The sequence below is a fragment of the Rugamonas sp. genome, from assembly GCF_025354735.1.
Lineage (GTDB): Bacteria > Pseudomonadota > Gammaproteobacteria > Burkholderiales > Burkholderiaceae_D > Rugamonas.
Map to the genome: position 1 here is coordinate 1 of NZ_JANXMI010000313.1, position 21,866 is coordinate 21,866.

General features: G+C 66.1%; 23 protein-coding genes, 1 tRNA gene and 2 pseudogenes. 12 read left to right on the top strand and 14 right to left on the bottom strand.

Features of this window, described 5'->3' with window-relative positions; genetic code table 11:
- The 3 genes and pseudogenes from Q0S71_RS26180 to Q0S71_RS26190 form a co-directional block, all read left to right on the top strand.
- A pseudogene (locus Q0S71_RS26180) lies at positions 1–447 on the top strand (hypothetical protein); the annotation flags it as partial.
- Positions 448–633: 186 nt separating this feature from the next.
- Entirely contained in the window at positions 634–1,758 is a 1,125-nt protein-coding gene (locus Q0S71_RS26185) for a branched-chain amino acid ABC transporter substrate-binding protein (protein ID WP_296002313.1), read from the top strand.
- A gap of 68 nt (positions 1,759–1,826) precedes the next feature.
- On the top strand, positions 1,827–3,098 hold the full coding sequence (locus Q0S71_RS26190; protein ID WP_296002317.1) for an extracellular solute-binding protein: 1,272 nt from the start codon (positions 1,827–1,829) through the stop codon (positions 3,096–3,098).
- On the opposite strand, the gene Q0S71_RS26195 is transcribed toward Q0S71_RS26190, so the two are convergent.
- Positions 3,080–3,985 carry an ABC transporter substrate-binding protein gene (locus Q0S71_RS26195; protein WP_296002323.1) on the bottom strand — a complete coding sequence of 302 codons (906 nt, stop codon included), beginning with the start codon at positions 3,983–3,985 and terminating at the stop codon, positions 3,080–3,082. The two genes, Q0S71_RS26190 and Q0S71_RS26195, sit on opposite strands and share 19 nt — an antisense overlap.
- A gap of 138 nt (positions 3,986–4,123) precedes the next feature.
- Between Q0S71_RS26195 and Q0S71_RS26200 the strand changes: the two genes are divergently transcribed.
- Positions 4,124–4,687 (top strand): DUF4337 domain-containing protein, encoded by a 564-nt coding sequence (locus Q0S71_RS26200; RefSeq protein WP_296002325.1) that lies wholly within the window; start codon positions 4,124–4,126, stop codon positions 4,685–4,687.
- A 49-nt stretch (positions 4,688–4,736) separates the two neighbouring features.
- Here Q0S71_RS26200 and Q0S71_RS26205 read toward each other — a convergent pair whose 3' ends face one another.
- Positions 4,737–5,369 (bottom strand): hypothetical protein, encoded by a 633-nt coding sequence (locus tag Q0S71_RS26205; protein WP_296002328.1) that lies wholly within the window; start codon positions 5,367–5,369, stop codon positions 4,737–4,739.
- A gap of 78 nt (positions 5,370–5,447) precedes the next feature.
- On the opposite strand from Q0S71_RS26205, the gene Q0S71_RS26210 reads away from it, so the two are divergent.
- The gene (locus tag Q0S71_RS26210) at positions 5,448–6,248 is read left to right on the top strand and encodes a MipA/OmpV family protein (protein WP_296002331.1); all 801 of its coding nucleotides are present in this window, start codon (positions 5,448–5,450) and stop codon (positions 6,246–6,248) included.
- Positions 6,249–6,276: 28 nt separating this feature from the next.
- Here Q0S71_RS26210 and Q0S71_RS27495 read toward each other — a convergent pair whose 3' ends face one another.
- Together Q0S71_RS27495 and tssE are read right to left on the bottom strand one after the other, a co-directional pair.
- On the bottom strand, positions 6,277–6,423 hold the full coding sequence (locus tag Q0S71_RS27495) for a hypothetical protein (protein WP_367185343.1): 147 nt from the start codon (positions 6,421–6,423) through the stop codon (positions 6,277–6,279).
- On the bottom strand, positions 6,414–6,752 hold the full coding sequence (tssE, locus tag Q0S71_RS26215) for a type VI secretion system baseplate subunit TssE (RefSeq protein WP_367185344.1): 339 nt from the start codon (positions 6,750–6,752) through the stop codon (positions 6,414–6,416). The genes Q0S71_RS27495 and tssE overlap by 10 nt, the downstream gene beginning before the upstream one ends.
- A gap of 225 nt (positions 6,753–6,977) precedes the next feature.
- On the opposite strand from tssE, the pseudogene tssK (Q0S71_RS27500) reads away from it, so the two are divergent.
- Both tssK (Q0S71_RS27500) and tssK (Q0S71_RS27505) read left to right on the top strand, forming a co-directional pair.
- A pseudogene (tssK, locus tag Q0S71_RS27500) lies at positions 6,978–7,811 on the top strand (type VI secretion system baseplate subunit TssK); the annotation flags it as partial.
- 40 nt (positions 7,812–7,851) lie between these two features.
- A complete protein-coding gene (gene tssK / locus Q0S71_RS27505) occupies positions 7,852–8,337 on the top strand; it encodes a type VI secretion system baseplate subunit TssK (RefSeq protein ID WP_367185345.1) in 486 nt (161 codons plus the stop codon).
- Between the two features lie 27 nt (positions 8,338–8,364).
- On the opposite strand, the gene Q0S71_RS26225 is transcribed toward tssK (Q0S71_RS27505), so the two are convergent.
- From Q0S71_RS26225 to Q0S71_RS26235, 3 genes are read right to left on the bottom strand one after another with little or no spacing between them, the layout of a single operon-like run.
- A complete protein-coding gene (locus Q0S71_RS26225) occupies positions 8,365–9,846 on the bottom strand; it encodes an alginate export family protein (protein WP_296002335.1) in 1,482 nt (493 codons plus the stop codon).
- Positions 9,830–10,738: a glyoxalase gene (locus Q0S71_RS26230; RefSeq protein WP_296002338.1), complete on the bottom strand. Its 909-nt coding sequence runs from the start codon at positions 10,736–10,738 to the stop codon at positions 9,830–9,832. The genes Q0S71_RS26225 and Q0S71_RS26230 overlap by 17 nt, the downstream gene beginning before the upstream one ends.
- A gap of 14 nt (positions 10,739–10,752) precedes the next feature.
- Positions 10,753–11,448 carry a hydrolase gene (locus tag Q0S71_RS26235; protein WP_296002341.1) on the bottom strand — a complete coding sequence of 232 codons (696 nt, stop codon included), beginning with the start codon at positions 11,446–11,448 and terminating at the stop codon, positions 10,753–10,755.
- Between the two features lie 234 nt (positions 11,449–11,682).
- On the opposite strand from Q0S71_RS26235, the gene Q0S71_RS26240 reads away from it, so the two are divergent.
- Positions 11,683–11,967: a hypothetical protein gene (locus Q0S71_RS26240; protein WP_296002344.1), complete on the top strand. Its 285-nt coding sequence runs from the start codon at positions 11,683–11,685 to the stop codon at positions 11,965–11,967.
- Positions 11,968–12,237: 270 nt separating this feature from the next.
- Positions 12,238–12,630, top strand: coding sequence for a hypothetical protein (locus Q0S71_RS26245; protein ID WP_296002346.1), 393 nt, complete (start codon positions 12,238–12,240; stop codon positions 12,628–12,630).
- A gap of 247 nt (positions 12,631–12,877) precedes the next feature.
- Here the strand turns inward: Q0S71_RS26245 and Q0S71_RS26250 are convergent.
- The 3 genes from Q0S71_RS26250 to pepN form a co-directional block, all read right to left on the bottom strand.
- A tRNA-Thr gene (locus Q0S71_RS26250) sits at positions 12,878–12,953 on the bottom strand.
- A 109-nt stretch (positions 12,954–13,062) separates the two neighbouring features.
- Positions 13,063–14,064 carry a class 1 fructose-bisphosphatase gene (locus tag Q0S71_RS26255; RefSeq protein WP_296002351.1) on the bottom strand — a complete coding sequence of 334 codons (1,002 nt, stop codon included), beginning with the start codon at positions 14,062–14,064 and terminating at the stop codon, positions 13,063–13,065.
- Between the two features lie 64 nt (positions 14,065–14,128).
- Positions 14,129–16,777, bottom strand: a complete 2,649-nt coding sequence (gene pepN / locus Q0S71_RS26260) for an aminopeptidase N (protein WP_296002354.1) — start codon at positions 16,775–16,777, stop codon at positions 14,129–14,131.
- Between the two features lie 223 nt (positions 16,778–17,000).
- Here pepN and Q0S71_RS26265 point away from each other — a divergent pair, with 223 nt between their 5' ends.
- Positions 17,001–17,666 carry a DUF4136 domain-containing protein gene (locus Q0S71_RS26265; RefSeq protein WP_296002356.1) on the top strand — a complete coding sequence of 222 codons (666 nt, stop codon included), beginning with the start codon at positions 17,001–17,003 and terminating at the stop codon, positions 17,664–17,666.
- A 33-nt stretch (positions 17,667–17,699) separates the two neighbouring features.
- Here Q0S71_RS26265 and Q0S71_RS26270 read toward each other — a convergent pair whose 3' ends face one another.
- The 3 genes from Q0S71_RS26270 to Q0S71_RS26280 are packed head-to-tail and all read right to left on the bottom strand — an operon-like array spanning position 17,700 to position 20,075.
- Positions 17,700–18,674, bottom strand: a complete 975-nt coding sequence (locus Q0S71_RS26270; protein WP_296002359.1) for a quinone oxidoreductase — start codon at positions 18,672–18,674, stop codon at positions 17,700–17,702.
- A gap of 35 nt (positions 18,675–18,709) precedes the next feature.
- Positions 18,710–19,096 carry a methylglyoxal synthase gene (locus Q0S71_RS26275; protein WP_296002362.1) on the bottom strand — a complete coding sequence of 129 codons (387 nt, stop codon included), beginning with the start codon at positions 19,094–19,096 and terminating at the stop codon, positions 18,710–18,712.
- 28 nt (positions 19,097–19,124) lie between these two features.
- Positions 19,125–20,075: a DMT family transporter gene (locus Q0S71_RS26280; protein ID WP_296002366.1), complete on the bottom strand. Its 951-nt coding sequence runs from the start codon at positions 20,073–20,075 to the stop codon at positions 19,125–19,127.
- Positions 20,076–20,147: 72 nt separating this feature from the next.
- Here Q0S71_RS26280 and Q0S71_RS26285 point away from each other — a divergent pair, with 72 nt between their 5' ends.
- Entirely contained in the window at positions 20,148–20,531 is a 384-nt protein-coding gene (locus Q0S71_RS26285) for a type II toxin-antitoxin system RelE/ParE family toxin (RefSeq protein ID WP_296002374.1), read from the top strand.
- Positions 20,528–20,908: a transcriptional regulator gene (locus Q0S71_RS26290; protein ID WP_296002368.1), complete on the top strand. Its 381-nt coding sequence runs from the start codon at positions 20,528–20,530 to the stop codon at positions 20,906–20,908. Before Q0S71_RS26285 ends, Q0S71_RS26290 begins: the two co-directional genes overlap by 4 nt.
- 23 nt (positions 20,909–20,931) lie before the next feature.
- Here Q0S71_RS26290 and Q0S71_RS26295 read toward each other — a convergent pair.
- The coding region (locus Q0S71_RS26295) for an alkaline phosphatase D family protein (protein ID WP_296002370.1) at positions 20,932–21,866 on the bottom strand (935 nt) is incomplete at its 5' end.

Consider the following 21,866-nt stretch of genomic DNA (forward strand, 5'->3'; position numbering starts at 1 on the left):
GGCGCCTCGGTGCGCACCGAGGCCGCCGCCGCGCAGGCGCGCGCCCGGACGGTGCAGAGCATCGCCGACGCGGCGGCGCTGACGGCGGCTGAAAACGCCGCCATCACGCAGGCTGCGGCGGCCCAGTCGCCGCAGGCGGCCACGGAATTGGCCGTCGCCGCGGCCATCGCCAACGCCCAGGCCGCCATCGACGCGGTGCCACAACCGGTGGTGCTGGCCAATCCGGCCGCGCAGGACAACGCGCCGGCCAACAACGGCGCCGGCGCCGTCGATCCGCTGGCCGTCAATCCGGCGTTGGCGGCGGCGATCGCGGCCTACCGCCTGGGCGGCGCGCAGGCGGCGGTGGAAAGCCGGCCGGCCGCGGCGCCGCCACGACGGCCGGAACCGGTGCCCAAGGTCGCGCCGGTGCAGCCGGTCGACAGCGCCAGCGACGCGCCGCCGAGTTAGCGGGATGGCAACGGCGGCCCGCATCCGAATTAAATTCGGAGCGGCGTCCGTTTCCAGGTCGGCCGGCCCCAAATAAAGCCCGGCCCGGCCGCAACTAACACGATAATATTTTCCGATATTGGCGATAATTGCCGTCTTTGCCGCGCGCCGCCGCCGCGCCGTGGCCATCCATTATCGGGAGATCGTATGCAATTGAAGCACATCGCCGGCGCCGTCGCGCTGCTGGCACTGGCCGGCGCCGCCGCTGCGGACGAGCTCGTGGTCCAGATCGGCCACAGCGGCCCGCTGTCGGGTCCGCAAGCCTTTTCCGGCAAGGACAATGAAAACGGCGCCCGCCTGGCCATCGAGGAGCTGAACGCCAAGCCCATCACCGTCGGCGGCAAGAAGGTTAAATTCGTGCTGATGTCGGAGGACGACCAAGGCGACCCGAAAGCCGGCGTGGCGGCGGCGCAAAAGCTGATCGACCACGGCGTCAAATTCGTCGTCGGCCCGTACAACTCGGGCGTGGCCATCCCCGCCTCGCGCGCCTACAACGACGCCGGCGTGCTCGTCGCCACCGTCGCCACCAATCCCAAGATCACGCTGCAGGGCTATCCGGGCCTGTTCCGCGTCAACGCCAGCGACAGCCAGCTGGGTTCGAAGATGGCGCTGTACGCGGCCCAGGTGCTGAAATTCAAGACCGTCGCCGTGATCGACGACCGCACCGCCTTCGGCCAGGGCGTGGCCGAGGAATTCCAGAAGCAGGCCAGGGCCTCCGGCATGACCGTGGCCGGCCACGAATTCACCAACGACAAGGCCTTCGACTTCAGCGCCATCTTGACCAAGCTGAAGGGGAAAAAAGTCGACGCCATCTTCTTCGGCGGCTACGCGCCGCAGGCCGCGCCGATGGCGCGCCAGATGCAGCAGCTGGGCATCACGGCCAAGCTGCTGGGCGGCGACACCATCTGCACCGCCGAGATGGGCAAGCTGGGCGGCGACGGCGTGGCCGACAACGTGCTGTGCTCGCAGGGCGGCGCCATCCTCGACAAGGCCGGCGCCGGCCCCGCCTTCAAGGCCAGGTTCAAGCAGCGCTACCACCAGGACGCCGACGTCTACGCCGCCGCCTACTACGACGCCACGATGTTGTACGCGCAAGCCATGCAAAAGAGCAATTCGGTCGACCCGGCCAAGGTCGGCGCCGCCATCGCCGCCGGCAACTACGCCGGCGTGGCCGGCAGCTACGCCTTCGATCCCCACGGCGACATGAAGCAGTCGCCCGTGACGATCTACACCTTCAAGGGCGGCCAGCCGGTCGCGCTGACCAGCTACTAGCAAGAAAGGTGGGCGTTGCTGCAAAGCAAATTCTTCTGTGGTACATTCGCCACCAGGGAGAATAGTCAATGCGCATCGCACCATATGTAGCGGCCGGCTTGCTGGCGCTCGGCCTGGCGCTGCCGGCGCGCGCCGCCACGGTCGCGCTCAAATTCATCGTCCCCTCGGGCGCGACGGCTGAATCGTCGCGCCTGTATTACAACCTGGCCCACGAATTCGAGCGCCAGCAGCCCGACATCCGGGTCGACTTCATGCCGCTCGGCCAGTGGGACGATGTGATCGCCAAGCTGCGCCAGCTGCCCGAGGGCGGGCGCGCGGCCGTGTTCGTGGCCGAAGTGTCGGAGACGCTGGAGCTGGAACAGATGGGGCTGATCGAGCCCTTCGGCGAGGCGCTGGCCCGCTACGGCAACGAAAAAGCCTTCCTGGCGCCCTTCCTCCCCGAATTCCTAGGCAACAGCTACTGCCGCGGCGGCAAGCTGTGCGGGCCGCCCTTCGTGCGCAGCACGCCGGTGGTGCTGTACAACCTGGAAAAACTGCGCGATGCCGGCCTCGGCCAGGACAGCCTGCCGGCCGGCTGGGCCGATTTCGAAACCGTGCTCGGCAAGCTGCACGCGCGCTCGCACCAGGCCCCGTTCTGCCTGGGCGGCGACTGGTACGACTATCTGTTCGAGGCCATGGTGCGCCAGAGCGGCGGCGCGCTGATGGACATGGAGCACGGCCGCGTGACGCTGGCCACGCCGGAGGCGACCGAGGCGCTGGCGTTCTGGAAGCGGCTCAAGGACGAGCACTACCTGGTGCGCATGAACACATGGAAGGCGACGCTGAACGGCTTCGTCGGCGGCTATTGCGCGGTCAGCTATTATTCCTCGGGCGGGCTGGAAACGGTGCGCGCCCACGCCCGGTTCGCGTGGATGGCCGACATGCTGCCTAAGAATAAAAACTATGGGGTGGCCGTCGGCGGCGGCAATCTGTATCTGGCCAAGGGCATGAGCGCGGCCGAGCAACAGGCGGCGCTGAAGCTGGCGGCGTTCTTGTATCAGCCGTCGGTGCAAGCCCGCATCAGCGTGGCGACCGGCTTTTTCCCGGTCGTCGCCGGCGCCTTCGCCGACACCGCGCTGGCCGCCCGCTACGCCCGCGAAGAACCGTTCCTGCGCGTGCGCGCCCAGCTGAAATACGCCAAGCCCAAGCTGATGAGCACCAACAATATGCGGCTGCGCACGGTGCTCAAACAAGCCATAGACCGCGTGCTCGACGAGGGCATGGACCCGGCCGCGTCGCTGCGATGGGCGCAGCGCGAGGCGGACCGGCTGGCGCCGCCGCTTCAGTCGCCGCCGCCCTGAGGCGCGAGGCCGGCCGACAGCAGCGCCGGCCGGCCGCCCGGCCCCGTCTTTTTGGCCCCCGGCAGCGGGAAGATGCTGCTCATTTCCTGCGGCGAGTAGAGCGCGCGGGCGCGCGCCAGGATGCTGTCGTCGGCGCGCAGCGCCAGCAGTATCGCCGTCACTTCGCGCGCATCGGCCGGCGACAGTTTTTTCGACAAATAGACGCCGCTGGTCGACGCGGGAATGCCGTCGAGCCGCGTGTACTGGAACGCGCCGCGGCCGGCGCCGTCGACGCCCAGCGCGTCGAGCGCGCCGGCGAAGGTGTTCGACGGCATATAACTGTAATCGACGCGGCCGGCCAGCATCTTGGCGGCCACCGTCTGCGCGTCCGGCACCAGTTCCAGCTCGCCGCGCTGCTCCAGGGCATCGAGCATGGCCTGATAGCGGGCGCCGAAATTAAAGCCGCGCACGGCGTTGAAGCGCACGCCCGTCAGCGCCGCCAGCGCGGCCACCGTCGGCGGCGCCGGCGCGCCCGCGCGCGAGATCAGCATCCACTCGGTGCCGACCATGGGAATATAGTCGCCCCACTGGCCGCGCTCGGCCACCGGCGTGGCCGCCAGCAGCAGGTCGGCCTGGCCGGTGCGCAACATCATCTCGGCGCGCACGCGCGGCACCACGGGAAAGGCGAAGACGCAGCCGGCCTTGCGGCCCTGCTCGCGCAGCAGATCGGGGTAGATGCCGGAGACGGCGCCGCTCTCCTTGTCGATGACGATCATCTTGCCCAGCGCCGACGCCGGCACGACGATGGCGCGCGTGCAGCCGGCCCGCGCCGGCGACGGCGCCAGCGCCAGCATCAACCAGCATGTCGACAACGCGGCGAGCGTCGCCGGTCTGAACTCGGCCAGCATGTTTTCCTCCAGCCCCGGGCGGGGCGATGTTAGGATCTAAGCGCGCGCAATACCGCGTCGCGACGAATTTGCTACGATCTTGCCACATTATTGATATCCCGTTGGCCCGCCGCCACCGACTCCGCGAAAAGGTAAGACATGGAAGAAGAATATGAAGTCCCCAGCCCGCACGAACACGCGGTCGAAGAAGCGTCCGAACACGTCGGCCTGGCGCAGAAGATCGCGCTGATGACGGCGGTGCTGGCCACCATCGGCGCGCTCATCAGCTACCAGAGCGGCAGCGCCCAGAACGAGGCCATGTTCCTCAAGAATGAAAGCATCCTGATGCAGGCCAAGGCCAGCGACCAGTGGGCCTTGTACCAGGCCAAGTCGACCAAGGGCCACATCGCCGAGGCGACGGCGGCGCTGACCACCGACGCCGCCGTCAAGACCAAATTCCTGGCCGACGCGGCCAAGGAGCAGCACGACAAGGAAGGCGTCAAGGCCGAGGCCAGCAAGCTGGAAGCGGAGTCGCGCGAACTGGGCGAGCGCTCGGAAGCGAAGCTGCGGCCGCACGAGCGGCTGGCGCTGGCGCTGACCTTCATCCAGATCGCCGTGGCGCTGGCCGCCATCACCGTGCTGACGCGCAAACGCTGGCTGCTGTGGGGTTCCTGCGGCGCCGCCGTGATCGGCATCGCTACCGCGCTGTCGGCCTTTTTCTAGGCGACGGCCGACCAGCGCCGCTGGCCGGCGCGGACCGGGCGGCGCCGGCTCACTCGCCCGTGCTGAGCGGCAGCGGCCTGCCGGTCGACAAATGCAAGCTCGATGGCTTGGACTTTGTCTTCGGCGTCGCCGGGTGGCTGACGATGCCGGAGTGGTCGATGTCGTCCATGCTGGCGGAGGACGGCGGCGGGACGGCGTTCATCGCTACGCCATCGGCATAAACCAGCACGCTGGCATTGCCGGCCAGACCGCCGCGCACGGCGTTGGCGTTGGCGTTGGCGTTGGCGTTGGCGTTGGCGTTGGCGTTGTTGTTGGCGTTGGCATTGACATTGGCGTTATTGTTGGCGCCGACGTTCGGCGCCGCACCGGTGGCCGCTATCTGGCCGCCAACGCCGCCTCCTTGCGCGGACGGCTTGCCTGCGCGAATGGCACCCGGCTGGGCCGCAGCGGCCCGCGCGGTCGCCGCAGCCGTCGCGGCCAGCACGCCCTTGCCGGCGATCAGCCTGCCGCTACCGGCGACACCCGGCGCGACCGTGTCGGCCCGCGCCGCAACCAAGCTCACGCCCATCATCACCACCATCGCCATCGCCCATACGGCAGCACCCTGCTTGCGCATCCCGTTCTCCCCGGCCCGACGCCGGGCCTGCCAGCTCAGGCTACACGCTGCGCGATGGCGGTTCAAGGACTATTTCAACCGGGAATCGGCAACTCCCTTACAATCTCGGCTCGCCGCACCGCGCCAGACCCGAAAGACCCACCCATGCCTTGCCGATTTAACCGCCGCCACGGCGCCCTCCTGCCGCTCGCCACATTGCTCACCGCGCTGTCCGCTCCCGCCCACGCGCAGCAGGCCGACGCCGGCGCCACGGCGGACTATCCCTCGCCGATGCGTTTGATCGGCGACATCGGCCTCGGCGTCGACAACGCGCCGCCGGTCGGACGCGGCCAGTCGCACGCCGTCAACGCCATCCCCTACGCCAATGCCGACTACGGGCGCGCCTTCGCCCGCATCGACACCGTCGGCCTGCGCGTGCTGCCGGCCGGCTACGGCTATCTGGAACTGGTCGGCAAGTTCAACGAGGATGGCTACACGCCGCTGCGCACCGCGCTGGGCCGCTTCGACCAGCGCAAAACGTCGGTGCCGCTGGGACTGGGCACGCTACAGGTGACGCCGGTCGGCGCCTTCTTCGTCAACGTGTTCCGAGACGTCGGCCGCTCCAAAGGCAATCTGGCGGACCTGATCTACGCCGCCGAAATCGATGCCGGTCCGCTGGCGATCTACCCGCAAGCCGGCCTGGAATACCAGTCGAGCGCCTACACCCGCTATTTCTACGGCGTCTCCGGCGACGAGGCGCGCCGCACCGGCGTGGCGGCCTATCAGCCGGGCGCCGCCACCAATCCCTTCGCCGCGCTGTTCATCGAAGCCCACGTCGGCGGCAACTGGTACGTCAACGCCAACCTGCGCCGCACGTGGCTGGGCGGCAGCGTCGGCGCCAGCGCGCTGGTGGCGCGCCATACGGCCGACACCGGGCTGGTCGCGCTCAGCTACCGCTTCAAGTAAACGATATAAACGATATAAACGATTTACTTCAATCGGTCGCCAACGGGCCGCCCGGCCGCCGGATCGAATACTGCTGGGTCGACGGTTTCAACACGGCGTCGAACTGCACCAGCTCGGCGGCCGGATCGGCCCGCAGCCGCGCGCGGATAACGATGTTGACCCGGTTTACCAGCACCCAGCCACCTGCAAGGCGGCGCTGACCGCGTACAGGCGCGGCTCGTGGCGCTGGACGGCCAGCTCGACGGCGGCGCAGATTTTTTTCTTGTCCTCGTCGCTGGTCAGGCACAGGCCGGCGAAGTCGATCAGGCCGTAGCTGAGGATGGATTTGCCGACTTCCGGAAAGGCGGCCAGCACGCTGTCGGACAAGGCGGCGCGGGTGTTGAACAAATCTTCCAGGTCGCGCGCCACGGCGTCCTTCAGCTGTTCCAGCGACCAGCCGGCGTTGGCGCCGCGCTGCTCGTCCATCAAGCGGTCGAACAGGCCGGGGGCGTAGCGTGGGGTCATCAGTTTCTCCAAGGGACATGGCGCGCGCCGGCGCGGAGCGGCCATTATCGCGGCGCCGGCGCCGGCTCCCCATGCGGCGGCACAAGGCGCGGTATCGGCGCCCCGCCCCGGCGGCCATCAACGACCATAAGCGGCCCCCGGCTGCGCCGCATCAACCATGCCGGTCCGCGCCCATTGCATGCTACGGAACTGCGCGCGACGCGCGTCCATCACCGGGAGAACAGCATGAGCTTGCCATCCAAAATCCTCTGGTCCGAAGGCTTGACGCTGGGGCCGCAACAACTACAGCAGCTCGACCGCTATCACGAAGGCCGCTTGCAGCGCGTGGCCGCCGCCCTCAATCCGCACCTGTGGGGCGTGAGCGAATTGAAATGGAACCGCGACGCGCTGGCCAACAACGTGCTGAGCGCGGAAACCATGTCGCTGCTGTTCCAGGACGGCGAACTGTACGAGGCGCCGCTGTCGGACCCGCTGCCGCTGGCGGTCGACCTGGGCAAGCTGGCGCCCGACCAGCAAAGCTTCACCTTCTACGCCGCGCTGCCGGAACTGAACGCCCACGGCGGCAGCCTGGCCGGTCCGCGCAGTGCGCAGGACGGCACGCGCTATACCCGCGCCGCGTCCGAAACGGCCGACCTGTACACGGACGCCATCAGCGTCGACGTCGAATATCTGCACAAGACCGTGCGGCTGATGTCGCAGTTCGAGTCGCGCAACGCCTACGTCAGCTTCCCCGTGGTGCGGCTGCGGCGCCTGGTCAGCGGCGGCTTTGAAATCGACCCCGACTTCATCCCTCCCAGCCTGTCGGTCGCGGCGGCCGGCCTGCAAACGGCGCTCGATAGCCTGCTCGGCAAGCTCAACGTGAAGATCGAGGCGCTGTACGCCCGCCACCGCCAGCCCAGCAAGCACGCCATCGAAGTGCACAGCGGCGACATCGCCTCGTTCTGGATGCTCAACACCATCAGCACGGCCGGCGCCGCGCTGACCCACTGCACGCGCTATCGCCTGCACCATCCCGAGCAACTGTTCGACCGCCTGATGACGCTGACCGGCGGCCTGATGACGTTCTCCACCAAGTACGCGCTGGCCGACCTGCCGGCCTATGTCCACGAGGACGCCGCGCCCGGCTTCGCCCGGCTTCGCCCGGCTCGACCTGCTGATCTGCGACCTGGTCGACACCGTCATCTCGTCGCGCTACTTCACCATCGCGCTCAAGCTCGACGAGCACAAGAGCACGCACTACCACGGCCGCCTCGACGCCACCCGGGTCGACAGACAGACCGCGCTGTGCCTGGCCGTCAACGCCGACATGCCGGCGCTGGAACTGGTGGCCGTGGTGCCGCTGCGCTTCAAGGTCGGCTCGCCCGACGACATCGAACGCATCGTCGGCCTGGCGCTGCCGGGCATCGAGCTGGTCCACATGGCCCAGGTGCCGGCCGAGGTGCCGGTGCGGCCCAACACCTATTATTTCTCGGTCGAGAGCAAGGGCGCGCTGTACGACAATATGATGAAGGCCGAAGCCATCGCCATCTATGTGCCGAACGGGATGAAGGGCTTGAAGCTGGAACTGTTCGGCATCACGACTTGACGGTCGCCGGGCGCGGCGGCGGCGCCGTCACCAGCCGAACTTCAATTCCACGCCGACGTAATCGGCATTGGCGCCGCCGGCCTGGCGGAGCGTGTCGCCGACCTGGAAGTGCACCGCCTCGACCGACGCCGTCAGGTTGCGGTTGACGCTCCAGTCGGCCCGCGTCTGCGCGTAGGCGCCGGTCCAGCGCCGGCCGCGCCCCATCGTACCCGGCACCACGGCCGAGCCCTGCGCGTAGACGGCATCGGCCGTGGTCTCGCGCCATTGCAGGCCGAGCGCGGCCAGCAGCGTCAGGCCGGCGATGGGTTTGAGCGTCAGCGACGGCTTCAGGTGGATCAGATTGGCGTAGCCGGTGTAGCCGGCCAGGCTGAAATAATAGCCATTCGGGAACAACGGATTGAAGGTCCCCACCCGGCCGTCGCCGGCATGGTGGTCGCCCGAGGCGGCGTCGAACTGCAAGCCGGCGCGCGGCTTGCCCGCCAGCTGCGGCCAGCCGTAGCCGATGATGGAGCCGAGCGCCCACGCCCGTATCGAGCGGGCGCCGACCTGGCCGCTCTGCGCCATCGTTTCCACGTCCCAGTCGAAACGCGCCGTCTTGCCGGAATAACGCACATCGAACACGTTGCGGCCCTCGTCGCCCTGGCCGTCGAGGAAGCGGGCGCCGTCGCGGCGGTAGCGCGAGTAATAGGCCGACAGGTCGCCGCCGCCGATGTCGTTGCGTTCGACGCGCAAGCCGTTGAAACTCAGGTGGCCGTTGGAGATGTCGTCGAAGTGGCTGGCGTCGCGGTACTGCACCGGCTGCGTGAGATAGGCGATCCAGCGCATGTGCGGCGTTTCCCAGTCGGCCCACAGGGCGTCGAACGATTGCCGCACGTTGGGGCCGTCGCGCACGGCGATGAAGCGCTGCAAGTCGAACGCCATTTCTTGGCGGCCGGCGCGGGCCTTGAACCAGCCGTCGTCGAGCCGGCGCACATAGGTGACGAAGGCTTGCTCCAGGTCGAGCTGGTCGCGGTCGACGGGGCTGACCGCGTCCTTGTGGAAGGGCCGCGCGTCTTCCAGCTGGACGAAGGCTTGCCACTGCGGGCCCAGCCGCAGGTCGGCGTGCACCTCGGCGCGCTCGATGACGTAAGTGTCCGCATGGCCGCCGGCGCCGATGCCGAAGGACGGCGCATCGTTGTGCTCCATGCGCTCGCGCAGGTTGGCGCCCAGCGACAGGTAGGACAGGCCGTCGTCCGACAGTGGCAGGTATTTGAGGCCGTCGAAGGGCGCGCGCGGCACGCAGGGCTGGGCCAACACCGACCAGTTCTCGCTCCAGCGGTTGAAGTTGATGGCCGGCCGCGCGGGACACGCGGCGGCCGGTGCCGGTGCCGTTGTCGAAGTCGAGACGGAGGCCGGCGGCGTGGCATCCTGCGCCAGCGCGCCGCCGGCCAGCGTCAGGCCCGCCGCCAGCATCATGCGCGGCAAGCGACTGTGCTGCGGTAAGCGCGCCCCGCTATTTGCGGACATCATGAATCTCCGCGATGTAAGCACCGGGAAATTCAATGATGGCGCTGCGGCCCTCGGCCATCGTGTACGGCGGCGACAGCAGCTTGGCGCCCGAGGCGACGGCCTTGGCGATGGTGGCGTCGACATCGGCCACCTGATAGCCGGTCGTTTCGCGTCCGTAGGGATACGGCAGCTTGCCATCGGTGACGAAGATCGCCATCTTGCCGAAGCCCGACTCCAGCTTGATCTGGCGGAAGGTGGTGCCGGGCAGGCCGATCTGGCCGCCGTCGGCCTTCAGTTGGTCCAGCACCACCTTGCCGTGCGAGAACGCCAGGAAATGCTGGATAAAGTGGTCGGCCGCGTAGCGCGACAGATAGACCCGGTTGTCCGGCACCGTCAGCAAGGGCGCGTACTGCGGTGCCTTGGTGTGCCAGTACAGCTGCATCTTCAGGCCGCCCGGCCACGCGATGATGGCGTCCTTGCCGATGGGATCGTCGAAACTGTCGACCATGACGTCGGCGCCGGCCTTGAGCGCGGCGGCGACGGCGCTGTCCATGTCCGTCACCAGATAACCGGTGCGCTCGTCGCCGAAGGGATAGGGCACCGGCGTCTGGAAGGCGAACACGGACAACATGCCGACCGGGGTCTGGATGTATTGCGAGGCCGTCTTGCTCGGCGTCGGCGTGACCGTGAACACGGCGCGCGGCGAGGCCTTGCCGTCGAAGGTGGCGACGAAGCTGGCGACGAAGGCGTCGATGGTGTCGCTGCTGACGTAGACGTGCGTCGTATCGTATTGCGGGCCGACGGCGACGCTGGCGCCGGCGGCCAACGGCGCGGCCGCCATGGCCGGGCCGGCCACGCCCAGCACCAGGGCGGCGGCGGCGACGGCCGGGCGCAGCAGGGAGAATAAACCCATCGATGGGCCGCGCATCAAGAGCTCACTTTGGCGGGCACCGGCTCGAGCGTCTTGTGCGCGCCGGTCGCGCGCGGCGGCGCCTTGTGGACCATGGTGTAGGCGTAGTCGACGCCCATGCCGTAGGCGCCCGAGTGCTCCCTGACGATCTGCATCACGGCCTCATAAGTCTCCTTGCGGGCCCAGTCGCGCTGCCACTCCAGCATCACCTGCTGCCACGTGACCGGCACCACGCCGGCCTGTATCATGCGCAGCATGGCGTAATCGTGCGCCTCCTTCGAGGTGCCGCCGGAAGCGTCGGCCACCATATAGATTTCATAGCCGCCTTCGAGCATGGCGCACAGCGCGAAGCTGTTGTTGCAGACCTCCGTCCACAGGCCCGACACCACCACCTTCTTCTGGCCGTTGGCGGCCAGCGCGTCGCGCACCTTCTGGTCGTCCCACGAGTTCATCGACGAGCGCTCCAGGATGTCGGCGCCGGGGAACACATCGAGCAGCTCCGGGTAGGTGTGGCCGGAAAAGGCTTGCGTTTCCACCGTCGTGATAATGGTCGGGATATTGAACGCCTTCGCCGCCTTGGCCAGCGCCACCGTGTTGTTTTTCAGCGCCTGGCGATCCATAGACTGCACGCCGAAAGCCATCTGCGGCTGCTGATCGATGAAGATCATCTGACAATTGGTTGGCGTGAGCACTTCCAGTTTCACGTTGTTCATGAGCGTATCCCCCTGTTCAATGGCTGAAGTAACACGATGCCGGCCTGCCGCATCGCGACCAAAGCCAATGTTACTGATTTTCGCCGGCCACGGCCATCACCCAATCGTGTAAATTTTCGGCGAGTTCCGCCGGCGCGACCGACTCATCGGCCATCGCGCTGTGCGCGACGCCTAACAGACAAGGCGCGCCGCCGGGCGCACTATCGAACCATCCCCAGTCATGGAGTCGGCAAAATGGACACGATACAAATCGGCACGCTACAAAAAGCCCCCGTCGTCGGCATCATCACCCCGCGCCTGGGCACACCCACGCGCGCCGCCCCGGCCTCGCTCGCCGGCTTCCCCCGCCCGCCGCTGCGCGCGGTCGGCCGCCCGGACAAGAGCACCGCCCTGCGTATCGACGCCGGCTTGGCCCGCTCAGCCCAATGCAGCCGGCTGGAAGCGTTCAGCAAGCTGGTGGCGGACGGCATACCGGTGCAGACGGCATCGCGCGTGGTGTGGAGCTTGCGGCGTGATTGACGGCGGGCATGCGCTTCCGCGCCGACCAACATAAAACTACGGCAGAAAATGGCATCGCTGATGCGGCGCAATGCGCAGCCTCGCCGCTAACGTAAATTGGCCGTTCGAACCCCGGTCAAATTCGCTAGCGGAGGCAAAAATGTTACCCGACTCAGCGCCACTCAATTCCACGATGAAGCTCAGTTCCACCGCACGCACCAAGTTGCGCGAGCGCGAAAAAGAAATCCTCAAATATTACGACGATATGGGCCCCGGTCGAGGCAATTGCACTTGGGGCAGCGGAATGCTGGCCCATCGTGGCATCTGGATGCCGTTACCAATGCCGACATTTTCGGCCGCTGGACCACAATCGGCATCCTCGATACCGCAGACGTCGCGGGTATGTCCGCCCGTCAAGCCCACAAACTCTTGGGAAAACACCTGGAAATAGGCACTGAAGCGCTCACCTTTGATGGCGAAAACTGCGAATCCCCCACCTATTCCAGAGAGCTACGTGAACCGGCAAAATATCTGAGGGAGGAATGGCATACAAGGGCTGGCAAGCTGCAATTGCCGAATCCCGTGACCGTAATCGATGCCAAATGCACAGATCTTTTCCTGACTGGAAAAGGCAGCATGGTCTTTAACTGGAATGGCTTCTTTTTAAGCGCGAAGAAGAATTAGATCGCCAACACATCTTTCGGTTCCGCCAATATCCCCTCCGTCCTACTTATCTACATTTGGATATAATCGGATCATGCCACCGCTCAGGCCATTGCTCTGGATGGGATTTTGAACTAGCAACATAACCACCAAAAAATGTTGGTATGTCATGCTACCGACTGCAATGCGTTGAGACAACAAAAAACCCGCACTCCCTATGAGGGAGGCGGGTTTCAAGAGTGCCTAATACTGCCTGACACCAAAGTTCTGGTGCCGCTTGCCGGAATCGAACTGGCGACCTTTTCATTACGAATGAACTGCTCTACCAACTGAGCTAAAGCGGCGAAGTCCCATATTCTAGCAAACAAGTTCGCCCGCTGGCTAGTGTTGAAGCTAAACTTTTTATCAGTCCTGACAAAATATCATTGCTTTTCCGCCGCCAGCGGCTTGTCCTCAGGCGCGATGGTAGCTGGTGACCACTTCCACTTCGTCGCGCGAGCCGAGGAACACCGGCACGCGCTGGTGCAGCTTGTGCGGCGCGATGTCCATGATGCGCATGGTGCCGTCGGTGGCCGCGCCGCCCGCCTGCTCGACGATGAAGGCCATCGGGTTCGCTTCGTACATCAGGCGCAGCTTGCCCGGCATGGCCAGGTCGCGGGTGTCGGCCGGATACATGAAGACGCCGCCGCGGTTGAGGATGCGGTGCACGTCGGCCACCATCGAGGCGATCCAGCGCATGTTGAAGTTGGCGCCGCGCGGGCCGGTGTCGCCGGCCAGCAGTTCGTTGACGTAGCGCTTGACCGGCTCGTGCCAGTGGCGCGCGTTCGACATGTTGATCGCGAATTCCCGGGTCTGGGCCGGAATCTTCATGTCGCGCTGGATCAGCACCCAGGAGCCCATCTCGCGGTCCAGCGTGAAGCAGTTGACGCCGTTGCCGGTGGTGAGCACCAGCATGGTCTGCGGGCCGTACACGGCGTAGCCGGCGGCCACCTGCTTGCTGCCGGCCTGCATAAAGTCGGCCTCGGTCGGCTGGCCCATGCCCTCGGGCGCCTTCAGCACCGAGAAGATGGTGCCGATGGAGACGTTGACGTCGATGTTGGACGAGCCGTCCAGCGGGTCGAACAGCAGCATGTATTCGCCCTTGGGATAGCGGTTCGGGATAGGGTGGATCGATTCCATTTCCTCCGACGCCATCGCCGCCAGGTGGCCGCCCCACTCGTTCGCTTCGAGCAGGATTTCGTTCGAGATCACGTCGAGCTTTTTCTGCACTTCACCCTGGATATTTTCGGTGTCGGCGCTGCCGAGGACGTCGCCCAGCGCGCCCTTGCCGACCGAGTGGGCGATGGTTTTGCAGGCGCGCGCGACGACTTCGATCAGCAGGCGCAATTCGGCCGGGATGGTGTTGTTCTGCCGCTGTTCTTCGACCAGGTATTGCGTGAGGCTGATGCGTTTCATGAATTCCCTAAGATTTTAAATAAACGATATAAACCATACAAACAATATAAACGGTATAAATTATTTAGTTGGCGAGCGCCTTGCTGACCACTTCCAGCACGTCGTTCGACAGCCTGGCGCTGGCCGCGACCTTTTCCAGCGCATGGCGCATATGCACTTGCAGCGCCGGCGCGTAACGGCGCCAGCGGTCCATGCTGCGCGCCAGCCGCGCGGCCACCTGCGGGTTGAGCGCGTCGAGCTTGATGACATGCTCGGCCCAGAAGTCGTAGGCGCTGCCGTCGGCGGCGTGGAACCGCGATGGATTGCCGTTGGTGAAACTGAAGATCAGGCTGCGCGCGCGGTTCGGGTTCTTCAGCGTGAAGGCCGGATGCTGCATCAGCGCGCGCACGGCGGCGACGTCGGTGGTCGGCGCGGCGGCCTGCATGGCAAACCATTTGTCGATGACCAGCGGGTCGTGCTCGAAATCGCGGTAGAACGCCTGCAGGTGGGCGCCGGCGTCCTTGCCGCTGTGGATCAGCGCGACCAGCGCGGCGGCGCGGTCGGTCATGTTGGTGGCGCCGTCAACCTGCTTCTGCGCCAGCTTCAGCTCGGCCGCCTGCGGCGCGATCAGCAGGTAGGACAGGGCCAGGTTTTTCAGCGCGCGCTTGCCGGCCGACGCGGCGTCCGGGCTGTAGGCGCCGGGCGTCTGGTTGGCGTGATACGCGGCCAGCAGCTCGGTCTTGAGCGCGGCGCCCAGCGTGCGGCGCATGAACTGGCGCGCCGTGTGGATCGCCTGCGGGTCGACCACGTCCATCTGCTCGGCGACGATGGTTTCCGACGGCAGGATCAGGGCCAGCTCGCGGAAGGCCGGGTCGAGCGTGGCGTCGGCCAGCACGGCGCGCTGGGCCTCGATGAAGGTGTCGTCCAGCGCCAGCCTGGCGCCGCCGGCGACGGCCGCCGTCAGCTTCAGCAAGCGCGCCATGGCGAGGCGCTGGCCGGCTTCCCAGCGGTTGACCGGGTCGCTGTCATGACTGAACAGGTGCAGCAGGTCGGCGTCGCTGTAGTCGTAGTGCAGGACCACCGGCGCGGAAAAGTCGCGCAGCAGCGACGGCGTCGGCTTTTCGGCGACGCCGGTGAACACGAAGCGCTGTTCGGCTTCCGTCAGTTCGAGGATCAGCGTGGTCGCGCCATGCTGGTAGCCGTCCAGCGCCAGCGCCATGTCCTGGCCGGCGGCGTCGAGCAGGCCGACGGCGACCGGGATGTGGAAGGGCAGCTTGGCGGTCTGGCCGGCGGAGGCCGGGCAGCTCTGGCTCAGCACCAGCTCGAAGGTCCGGGCGGCGGCGGCGTAATGCGTGACGGCGCTGACGACCGGCGTGCCGGCCTGGCTGTACCAGCGCTCGAACTGCGTCAAATCGCGGCCGTTGGCGTCGGCCATGGCGGCGCGGAAATCGTCGCATTCGACGGCCTGGCCGTCGTGGCGCTCGAAGTACAGGTCCATGCCCTTGCGGAAGCCGTCGCGGCCCACCAGGGTCTGATACATGCGCACCACTTCGGCGCCTTTTTCGTAGACGGTGACGGTGTAAAAATTATTGATCTCGACGAAGGAGTCGGGCCGCACCGGGTGCGCCATCGGTCCCGCGTCCTCCGGGAACTGGGCGTTGCGCAGCGTGCGCACCTGGTCGATGCGGGTGACGGCGCGGCCGCTGTCGGTGCCTATCATGTCGGCGGAAAACTCCTGGTCGCGGAACACGGTCAAGCCTTCCTTGAGCGACAGCTGGAACCAGTCGCGGCAGGTGACGCGGTTGCCGGTCCAGTTGTGGAAGTATTCGTGGCCGACCACCGCTTCGATGCCGGCGTAATCGACGTCGGTGGCCACGCGCGGATTGGCCAGCACATACTTGGTGTTGAAGATGTTGAGGCCCTTGTTTTCCATCGCGCCCATGTTGAAGTCGCCGACGGCGACGATCATGAAGCGGTCCAGGTCGAGTTCCAGGCCGAAGCGTTCCTCGTCCCAGCGGATGGAATTTTTCAGCGACTGCATGGCGTAGTCGGTCTTGTCGAGATTGCCGTCCTCGACCCACACTTGCAGCAGCACTTCGCGGCCGGACTTGAGCGTGTAGCGCTCCTCCTGGCACACCAGGCTGGCCGCGACCAGCGCGAACAGATAGGACGGCTTCTTGAACGGGTCCTCCCATTTGGCGTAGTGGCGGCCGTCGCCGAGGTCGCCCTCCTCGATCAGGTTGCCGTTCGACAGCAGCACCGGATAGAGTTTTTTATCGGCGCGCAACATCACCGTATACTTGGCCATCACGTCGGGACGGTCGGGGAAATAGGTGATGCGGCGGAAGCCCTCGGCCTCGCACTGGGTGTAGAAGCTGCCGTTCGACACGTACAGGCCCGACAGCGTGGTGTTCTGCACCGGCGCGCACAGCGTTTCGATTTCCAGCACCACCTCGGCCGGCGCCTTGCGGATCGTCAGCGTGGTCTCGGTCAGCTGGTACTGGCCCGGCTTGAGTAGCTTGCCGTTCATGCGCAGCGCCACCAGTTCGATGGCCTCGCCATGGAGCACGATGTCGCCGCTCTTGCTGGCCCGGTTGCGGCGCAGCGTGACGCGGCTGGCGACGACGGTGCGCGCCGGATCGAGGTCGAAACCCAGTTCGACGGTATCAACCAGGTAGCTGGGCGGGAGATAGTCCTTGCGGAATATCGTTTGTGGGCTGCTGTCTGTGCGCATGGGAGCTCGATGGGGGCGAAGGCAAAGGGCTATTTTACCAATATCGGGGCGGCGCGACGCGCGATTTCCCTGCGCCAGAACAAATTGCATGCTCGCGGGAACGGAACAAAGTCGCCCCGTTCACGTCCCCGGTAACAATCTGTAATAATCGGGGCTGGTTAACGTGTTCGTCGTAGACTTGTGATAAGTATAATCTGCCTGACTATTGGGAAAGATCAACACCATGACTAAAATCCCCGCCCTATTGGCCGCCGCCTGCCTCGTGCTGGGCGGCTGCGCCACGACGATACACAGCGACGTCACCGCCTTCAACGACTGGCCGGCCGACCTGAGCGATAAATCCTATGTCTTCGACGCGCCCGCGCCGCCCGAGGACACGCTGGAATACCGCAGCTATCAGCAACTGGTGAGCAACGAACTGAGCCGGCTCGGCTTCACGCCGGCCGCCGATCCGCGCGGCGCCAGGCTGAAAGTCGGCATGCACTTCCGCACGGTCGACCAGGCCGTGCATGTGCTGCAAGCCTACGATCCGTTTTGGGGCGGTCCCGGCTACTGGGGCCGCGGCTCGTATTATCGCGGCCCGTTCCGGCCCTACTACGACCCTTTCTTCTACGGCCCCACCATGGTCGACGAAACGATCCAGCATATTTATGAGCGCCAGCTCAACGTGACCATCAACGCGGCCGACGGCAAGAAACTGTTCGACGCCACCGTGTCCAACGCCAGCCACGTGAGGGCGACGCCGCACGTGATGCCGGCGCTGGTGCAGAGCGCCTTCGCCGGTTTCCCGGGACGCAGCGGCCAGCCTTACCGCATCGACATCAAGATCGATCCGAAGATGGATGAGCAGCCGGCGCCGGCCAAGGTGGCTGGCGACGCCAAAAGCTGAGGCGCCGACGACTTCGGGGTCAGCGGCAAAGTCTCAAGGCAGCAGGATCGACGAGCCGGTCGTCCTGCGCGCCTCCAGATCGATATGCGCCTGCGCCACGTCGGCCAGGTTGTAGCGCTGATTGATCTCGATCTTCACCGCGCCGCTGCCGACGACGCCGAACAGCGACGCCGCCGCCGCTTCCAATTCCTCGCGGGTGGACATGTAGCTCATCAGCGAAGGCCGCGTGATGAACAGCGATCCGCGCGACGCCAGCTCGCCCACCGAAAACGGCGGCACCGAGCCGGAGGCGTTGCCCAGGCTGACCATCATGCCCAGCGGCGCCAGGCAATCGAGCGAGCCGATGAAGGTATCCTTGCCGACCGAATCGTAGACCACGGAGACGCCCTTGCCGCCCGTGATCTCGCGCACCCGCTCGACGAAATTCTCGCTGTTGTAATTGATGACGTGGGCCGCGCCGTGCGCGCGCGCCAGCGCCGCCTTTTCTTCCGAGCCGACGGTGCCGATCAGCGTCACGCCCTTGACCCTGGCCCACTGGCAGGCGATCAGGCCCAGGCCGCCGGCGGCCGCGTGGAACAGGATGGTGTCGCCGGCCTTGAGCGCGACGGTGCGGTGGAACAGATACTGGATCGTCAGCCCCTGCAACATCATGCCGGCGGCCGTGTCGAAGCCGATTTTATCGGGCAGCACCAGCAGCACGGCGGCCGGCATATTGCGCGCCTGCGCATACGCGCCGTTGGGCCGCGCGGCATAGGCGACGCGGTCGCCGGCCTTGACCACGGTGACGCCCTCGCCCACCGCCTCGACCACGCCGGCGCCCTCCATGCCCAGGCCACCGGGCAGCGCTTGCGGGTACAGGCCGCTGCGGAAATAGACGTCGATGAAATTGAGGCCGACCGCCTCGTGCCGCACCCGCGCCTCGCCCGGACCCGGCGGCGCCAGGTCGACGTCGACGTAGTCCATCACTTCCGGTCCGCCATTCCGATTGATGCGTATCGCCTTGCTCATGCCCTCCTCCCGTGCCGTGTCAGTAGATCAGTGGATCAAGCCTGCGCCGCGCGCAGCCGCAGTTGCGACAGTACCAGATGTGCCGACGTGACGTTGGTCGCGCACGGGATGTTGTGCACGTCGCAGGCGCGCACCAGGGCGTTGATGTCCGGCTCGTGCGGCTGCGGCGTCATCGGGTCGCGCAGGAAGATCACGCAGTCGATCTGGCCCTCGACCAGCAGCGCGCCGATTTGCAGGTCGCCGCCGAAGGGGCCGGAATGCTTGCGCGTCACCGTCAGTCCCAGCTCGTCGATCAACCGCCCGCCGGTGGTGCCGGTGGCGACCAGGTCGCAGGTTTTCAAAAAGGCGGCGTACTCGCCGGCGACGGCGATCATGTCGTCTTTTTTCTTGTCGTGGGCGATCAGGGCGATGCGAGTTTTCATGTCAGCTTCCGTTCTTTAAAATGTTGGACTATTTTTTCGACAGCAGATAGATCCCCGCCAGCACCAGCGCGGTGCCGGCCAGCTGCCAGGCGGTGATCGGCTCTCCCAGCACCAGCGCGCCGAGGAACAGCGTCGACACCGGACCTATCATGCCGGCCTGCGAGGCGACGCCGGCGCCGATGCGCTGCACCGCGAACATCGTCAAGAACACCGGCATGACGGTGCAGAAGATGCCGTTGACCAGCGACAGCGTGTAGACCGGCATCGGCTGGACCAGCATGGCGGCCGGCCGCAGGATGAAGAACTGGGCGATGCAGGCCACGCTCGACACGCACATCGCGTACGACACCAGCCGCAGCGCGCCCAGACGCCGCACCATCTCGCCGGTGAACAGCAGGTAGACGGCGTAGGCGCTGGCGGACCCCAGCACCAGCAGTGAGCCGAGGGCCACGTTGCCGGCGCCGCCGCGCAAGTCGTGCACGAACACCAGCACGATGCCGCCGTAGGAAATGAACAGCGCCAGCCACTGCCGGCGGCTGATGTGGCGCTTGAGGAAGACGGTGGTCATCAGGAGCACGAAGGTCGGCGTCAAAAACAGCAGCAGCCGTTCCAGTCCGACCGTGATGTATTGCAGGCCGAGGAAGTCGAGAAAACTCGACAGGTAATAGCCGATCAGGCCCAGGCCGACCAGGCGCCAGCGGTCCGCCGCCGACAGCGGCGCGCCGACGCGCATCTGCCAGACGGCGACGACGGCGAACACCGGCAGCGAGAACAGCATGCGGAAGGCGATCAGGGTGACGGCGTCGATGTGATAGCGGTACAGCAGTTTGGCGACGATGGCCTTGGTCGAAAACAGGATGGCGCCGCCGACCGCGATCGACAGCCCGCCCACATAAGCGGCGCGCGCGTTGTGCGCGTTGTGCGGGTCGGGCGCGTGGCGCGGGTCGGTGCTTGCGGTGGCGGTGGCGATTTTTTCCATGCCTGAATTGTAAGGGCAAATGTCGGCCCTCGCCCAGTTGAGAGACCAGGGCGCCCGATCGCGTCGCGCGTGATGCGCCGCAAATCAAAACTGCTAAACTGGAAATACCATCGCACGATGTCCGCCATCGTCCAAGAATATATACGCGCCGATCAGTCGAATCCATTTCGGCGCTGGTTCGATGGCCTCGATATTCAGGCGGCGGGACTGGTCGCAAAGGCCATACTCAAAATGAAGCAGGGCAATACATCCCACATCAAGCCGCTGGGTGGAATCAGTGAGTATGTGATTGATTGGGGGCCGGGCTATCGTATTTACCTGGCCCAGGAAGGCGCCACGCTGATACTGTTATTCGGCGGCGGCACGAAGAAGCGCCAGCAAGCAGACATCGACCGAGCCAGATGGCTGTATCGGGAATATAAGCAGCAAAAGAAAGCAAGGGGAGGCGCACCATGACACTCGCACGCGATGCCAGCCTGACCATCATTGAACGCATGGAGCGAGAACCTGCGTTTGCCAAATTGATGTTGGACGAAGCCGCTTCAGTGTTTTTGAACGGCGAACCGAATTTATCACGCGCCATTTTGCACATGCTGGTGCAAGCAACCGTCAGCTTTCAGGGGCTGGCCGAGCTGACCTCAACGCCCATCGACAGGCTTCATGACTTTCTATCCATGGATGGCGATCCCGGCATGGGCATGGACTTGATGGCATCCATTTTCACCGCCATCGGCCGCCACCTCGGCGTGACCATGCAGGTGCGCAGCGTCGCCGCCGAAACGCGGCGGGCCGGGTTGGAAGCGATGACGCAAACCCGGCCCGACGCCGCCTGACTTACTTTGCCGTCAGCTGGTGATCAGCTGATGGCGACGGCCACCGTCCCCGCCGTCACCGTCGCCGTCGTCACGCGCGCGATCACCGTCGAGGGCGCGTTGCCGCCCACCAGCTTGTTGACCTGCTTGAATTGCGTGACCATCTTCCCCGGCGTCAGCGTCACCACCGCGTAGCCCTGCGCGTCGGTGTTGACGTGCTTGAGCCACGGGTTGTTGCCCAGCGCGGCCAGCTGCTGCGCGAGGCCCAGCAGCGTGACGCTGAAATCGCTGCTCGCCCGCAGGCCCGTTTGCAGCGCCGCCACCGTCGCGTCGAGCGCCGCTTCCGGCACGCCCTTGGCGGCCAGCGCGCCGCGCAGCTGCACGCGCAACTGGTCGAGCAGGCCGTCGAGCGTCGGCGCGGCCTTGCCCATCGTGTAATCGAGCAGGTCGATGTTGACGTTGACCGTGCCCACGCCCGGCACCGGGATCGCCAGCGGATACGTCACTAGCGCCGCGATATCGCCCAGCGCCGCCGCCGCGTCGCGGATGTAGCTGAAGAAGGAGTCCGAGCTGATGCCGGCCGTGACCAGGTCGACCATCACCGGCGTGCCGCCGCCGGCCGCGTCGAAGTCGTCGTTGACGGTGCCGGCGAAGAAGGCGTGGATGTCGCCGGTGATGGCGACGACGTTGCCGACGCTGTTGGTCTTCAAGTGGTTCATCAGCGTCTTGCGCTCGGCGTTGTAGCCGTCCCACTGGTCGCAGTTGAGCAGGAAGCGCGTGAAGAACGGCGCCAGCGCGGCCTGCTGTCCGGAAGCGGCGACGAACTTCGACGCGTCGCCGTTGGCCAGCACGTCGGCCTTGATGTAGCCGAAGGCGATGGTCTGCGCGCCCGCCCCCGCCTGCGCCGCCGGGCCGGCCGCCGCCGCCGCCAGCGCCGCGTCGAAGGCGGCGACGGCGATGCCGGCCTGCGCCGCGCTCA

What these genes read in the sequence shown, in the direction of transcription:
- Q0S71_RS26185 (WP_296002313.1), top strand. Translation starts at nt 634, where the DNA reads ATGCAATTGAAGCACATCGCCGGCGCCGTCGCGCTGCTGGCACTGGCC.
- Q0S71_RS26190 (WP_296002317.1), top strand. Translation starts at nt 1,827, where the DNA reads ATGCGCATCGCACCATATGTAGCGGCCGGCTTGCTGGCGCTCGGCCTG.
- Q0S71_RS26195 (WP_296002323.1), bottom strand. Translation starts at nt 3,985, where the DNA reads ATGCTGGCCGAGTTCAGACCGGCGACGCTCGCCGCGTTGTCGACATGC.
- Q0S71_RS26200 (WP_296002325.1), top strand. Translation starts at nt 4,124, where the DNA reads ATGGAAGAAGAATATGAAGTCCCCAGCCCGCACGAACACGCGGTCGAA.
- Q0S71_RS26210 (WP_296002331.1), top strand. Translation starts at nt 5,448, where the DNA reads ATGCCTTGCCGATTTAACCGCCGCCACGGCGCCCTCCTGCCGCTCGCC.
- tssE (WP_367185344.1), bottom strand. Translation starts at nt 6,752, where the DNA reads ATGACCCCACGCTACGCCCCCGGCCTGTTCGACCGCTTGATGGACGAG.
- tssK (WP_367185345.1), top strand. Translation starts at nt 7,852, where the DNA reads ATGTCCACGAGGACGCCGCGCCCGGCTTCGCCCGGCTTCGCCCGGCTC.
- Q0S71_RS26225 (WP_296002335.1), bottom strand. Translation starts at nt 9,846, where the DNA reads ATGATGTCCGCAAATAGCGGGGCGCGCTTACCGCAGCACAGTCGCTTG.
- Q0S71_RS26230 (WP_296002338.1), bottom strand. Translation starts at nt 10,738, where the DNA reads ATGGGTTTATTCTCCCTGCTGCGCCCGGCCGTCGCCGCCGCCGCCCTG.
- Q0S71_RS26235 (WP_296002341.1), bottom strand. Translation starts at nt 11,448, where the DNA reads ATGAACAACGTGAAACTGGAAGTGCTCACGCCAACCAATTGTCAGATG.
- Q0S71_RS26240 (WP_296002344.1), top strand. Translation starts at nt 11,683, where the DNA reads ATGGACACGATACAAATCGGCACGCTACAAAAAGCCCCCGTCGTCGGC.
- Q0S71_RS26255 (WP_296002351.1), bottom strand. Translation starts at nt 14,064, where the DNA reads ATGAAACGCATCAGCCTCACGCAATACCTGGTCGAAGAACAGCGGCAG.
- pepN (WP_296002354.1), bottom strand. Translation starts at nt 16,777, where the DNA reads ATGCGCACAGACAGCAGCCCACAAACGATATTCCGCAAGGACTATCTC.
- Q0S71_RS26265 (WP_296002356.1), top strand. Translation starts at nt 17,001, where the DNA reads ATGACTAAAATCCCCGCCCTATTGGCCGCCGCCTGCCTCGTGCTGGGC.
- Q0S71_RS26270 (WP_296002359.1), bottom strand. Translation starts at nt 18,674, where the DNA reads ATGAGCAAGGCGATACGCATCAATCGGAATGGCGGACCGGAAGTGATG.
- Q0S71_RS26275 (WP_296002362.1), bottom strand. Translation starts at nt 19,096, where the DNA reads ATGAAAACTCGCATCGCCCTGATCGCCCACGACAAGAAAAAAGACGAC.
- Q0S71_RS26280 (WP_296002366.1), bottom strand. Translation starts at nt 20,075, where the DNA reads ATGGAAAAAATCGCCACCGCCACCGCAAGCACCGACCCGCGCCACGCG.
- Q0S71_RS26285 (WP_296002374.1), top strand. Translation starts at nt 20,148, where the DNA reads ATGCGCCGCAAATCAAAACTGCTAAACTGGAAATACCATCGCACGATG.
- Q0S71_RS26290 (WP_296002368.1), top strand. Translation starts at nt 20,528, where the DNA reads ATGACACTCGCACGCGATGCCAGCCTGACCATCATTGAACGCATGGAG.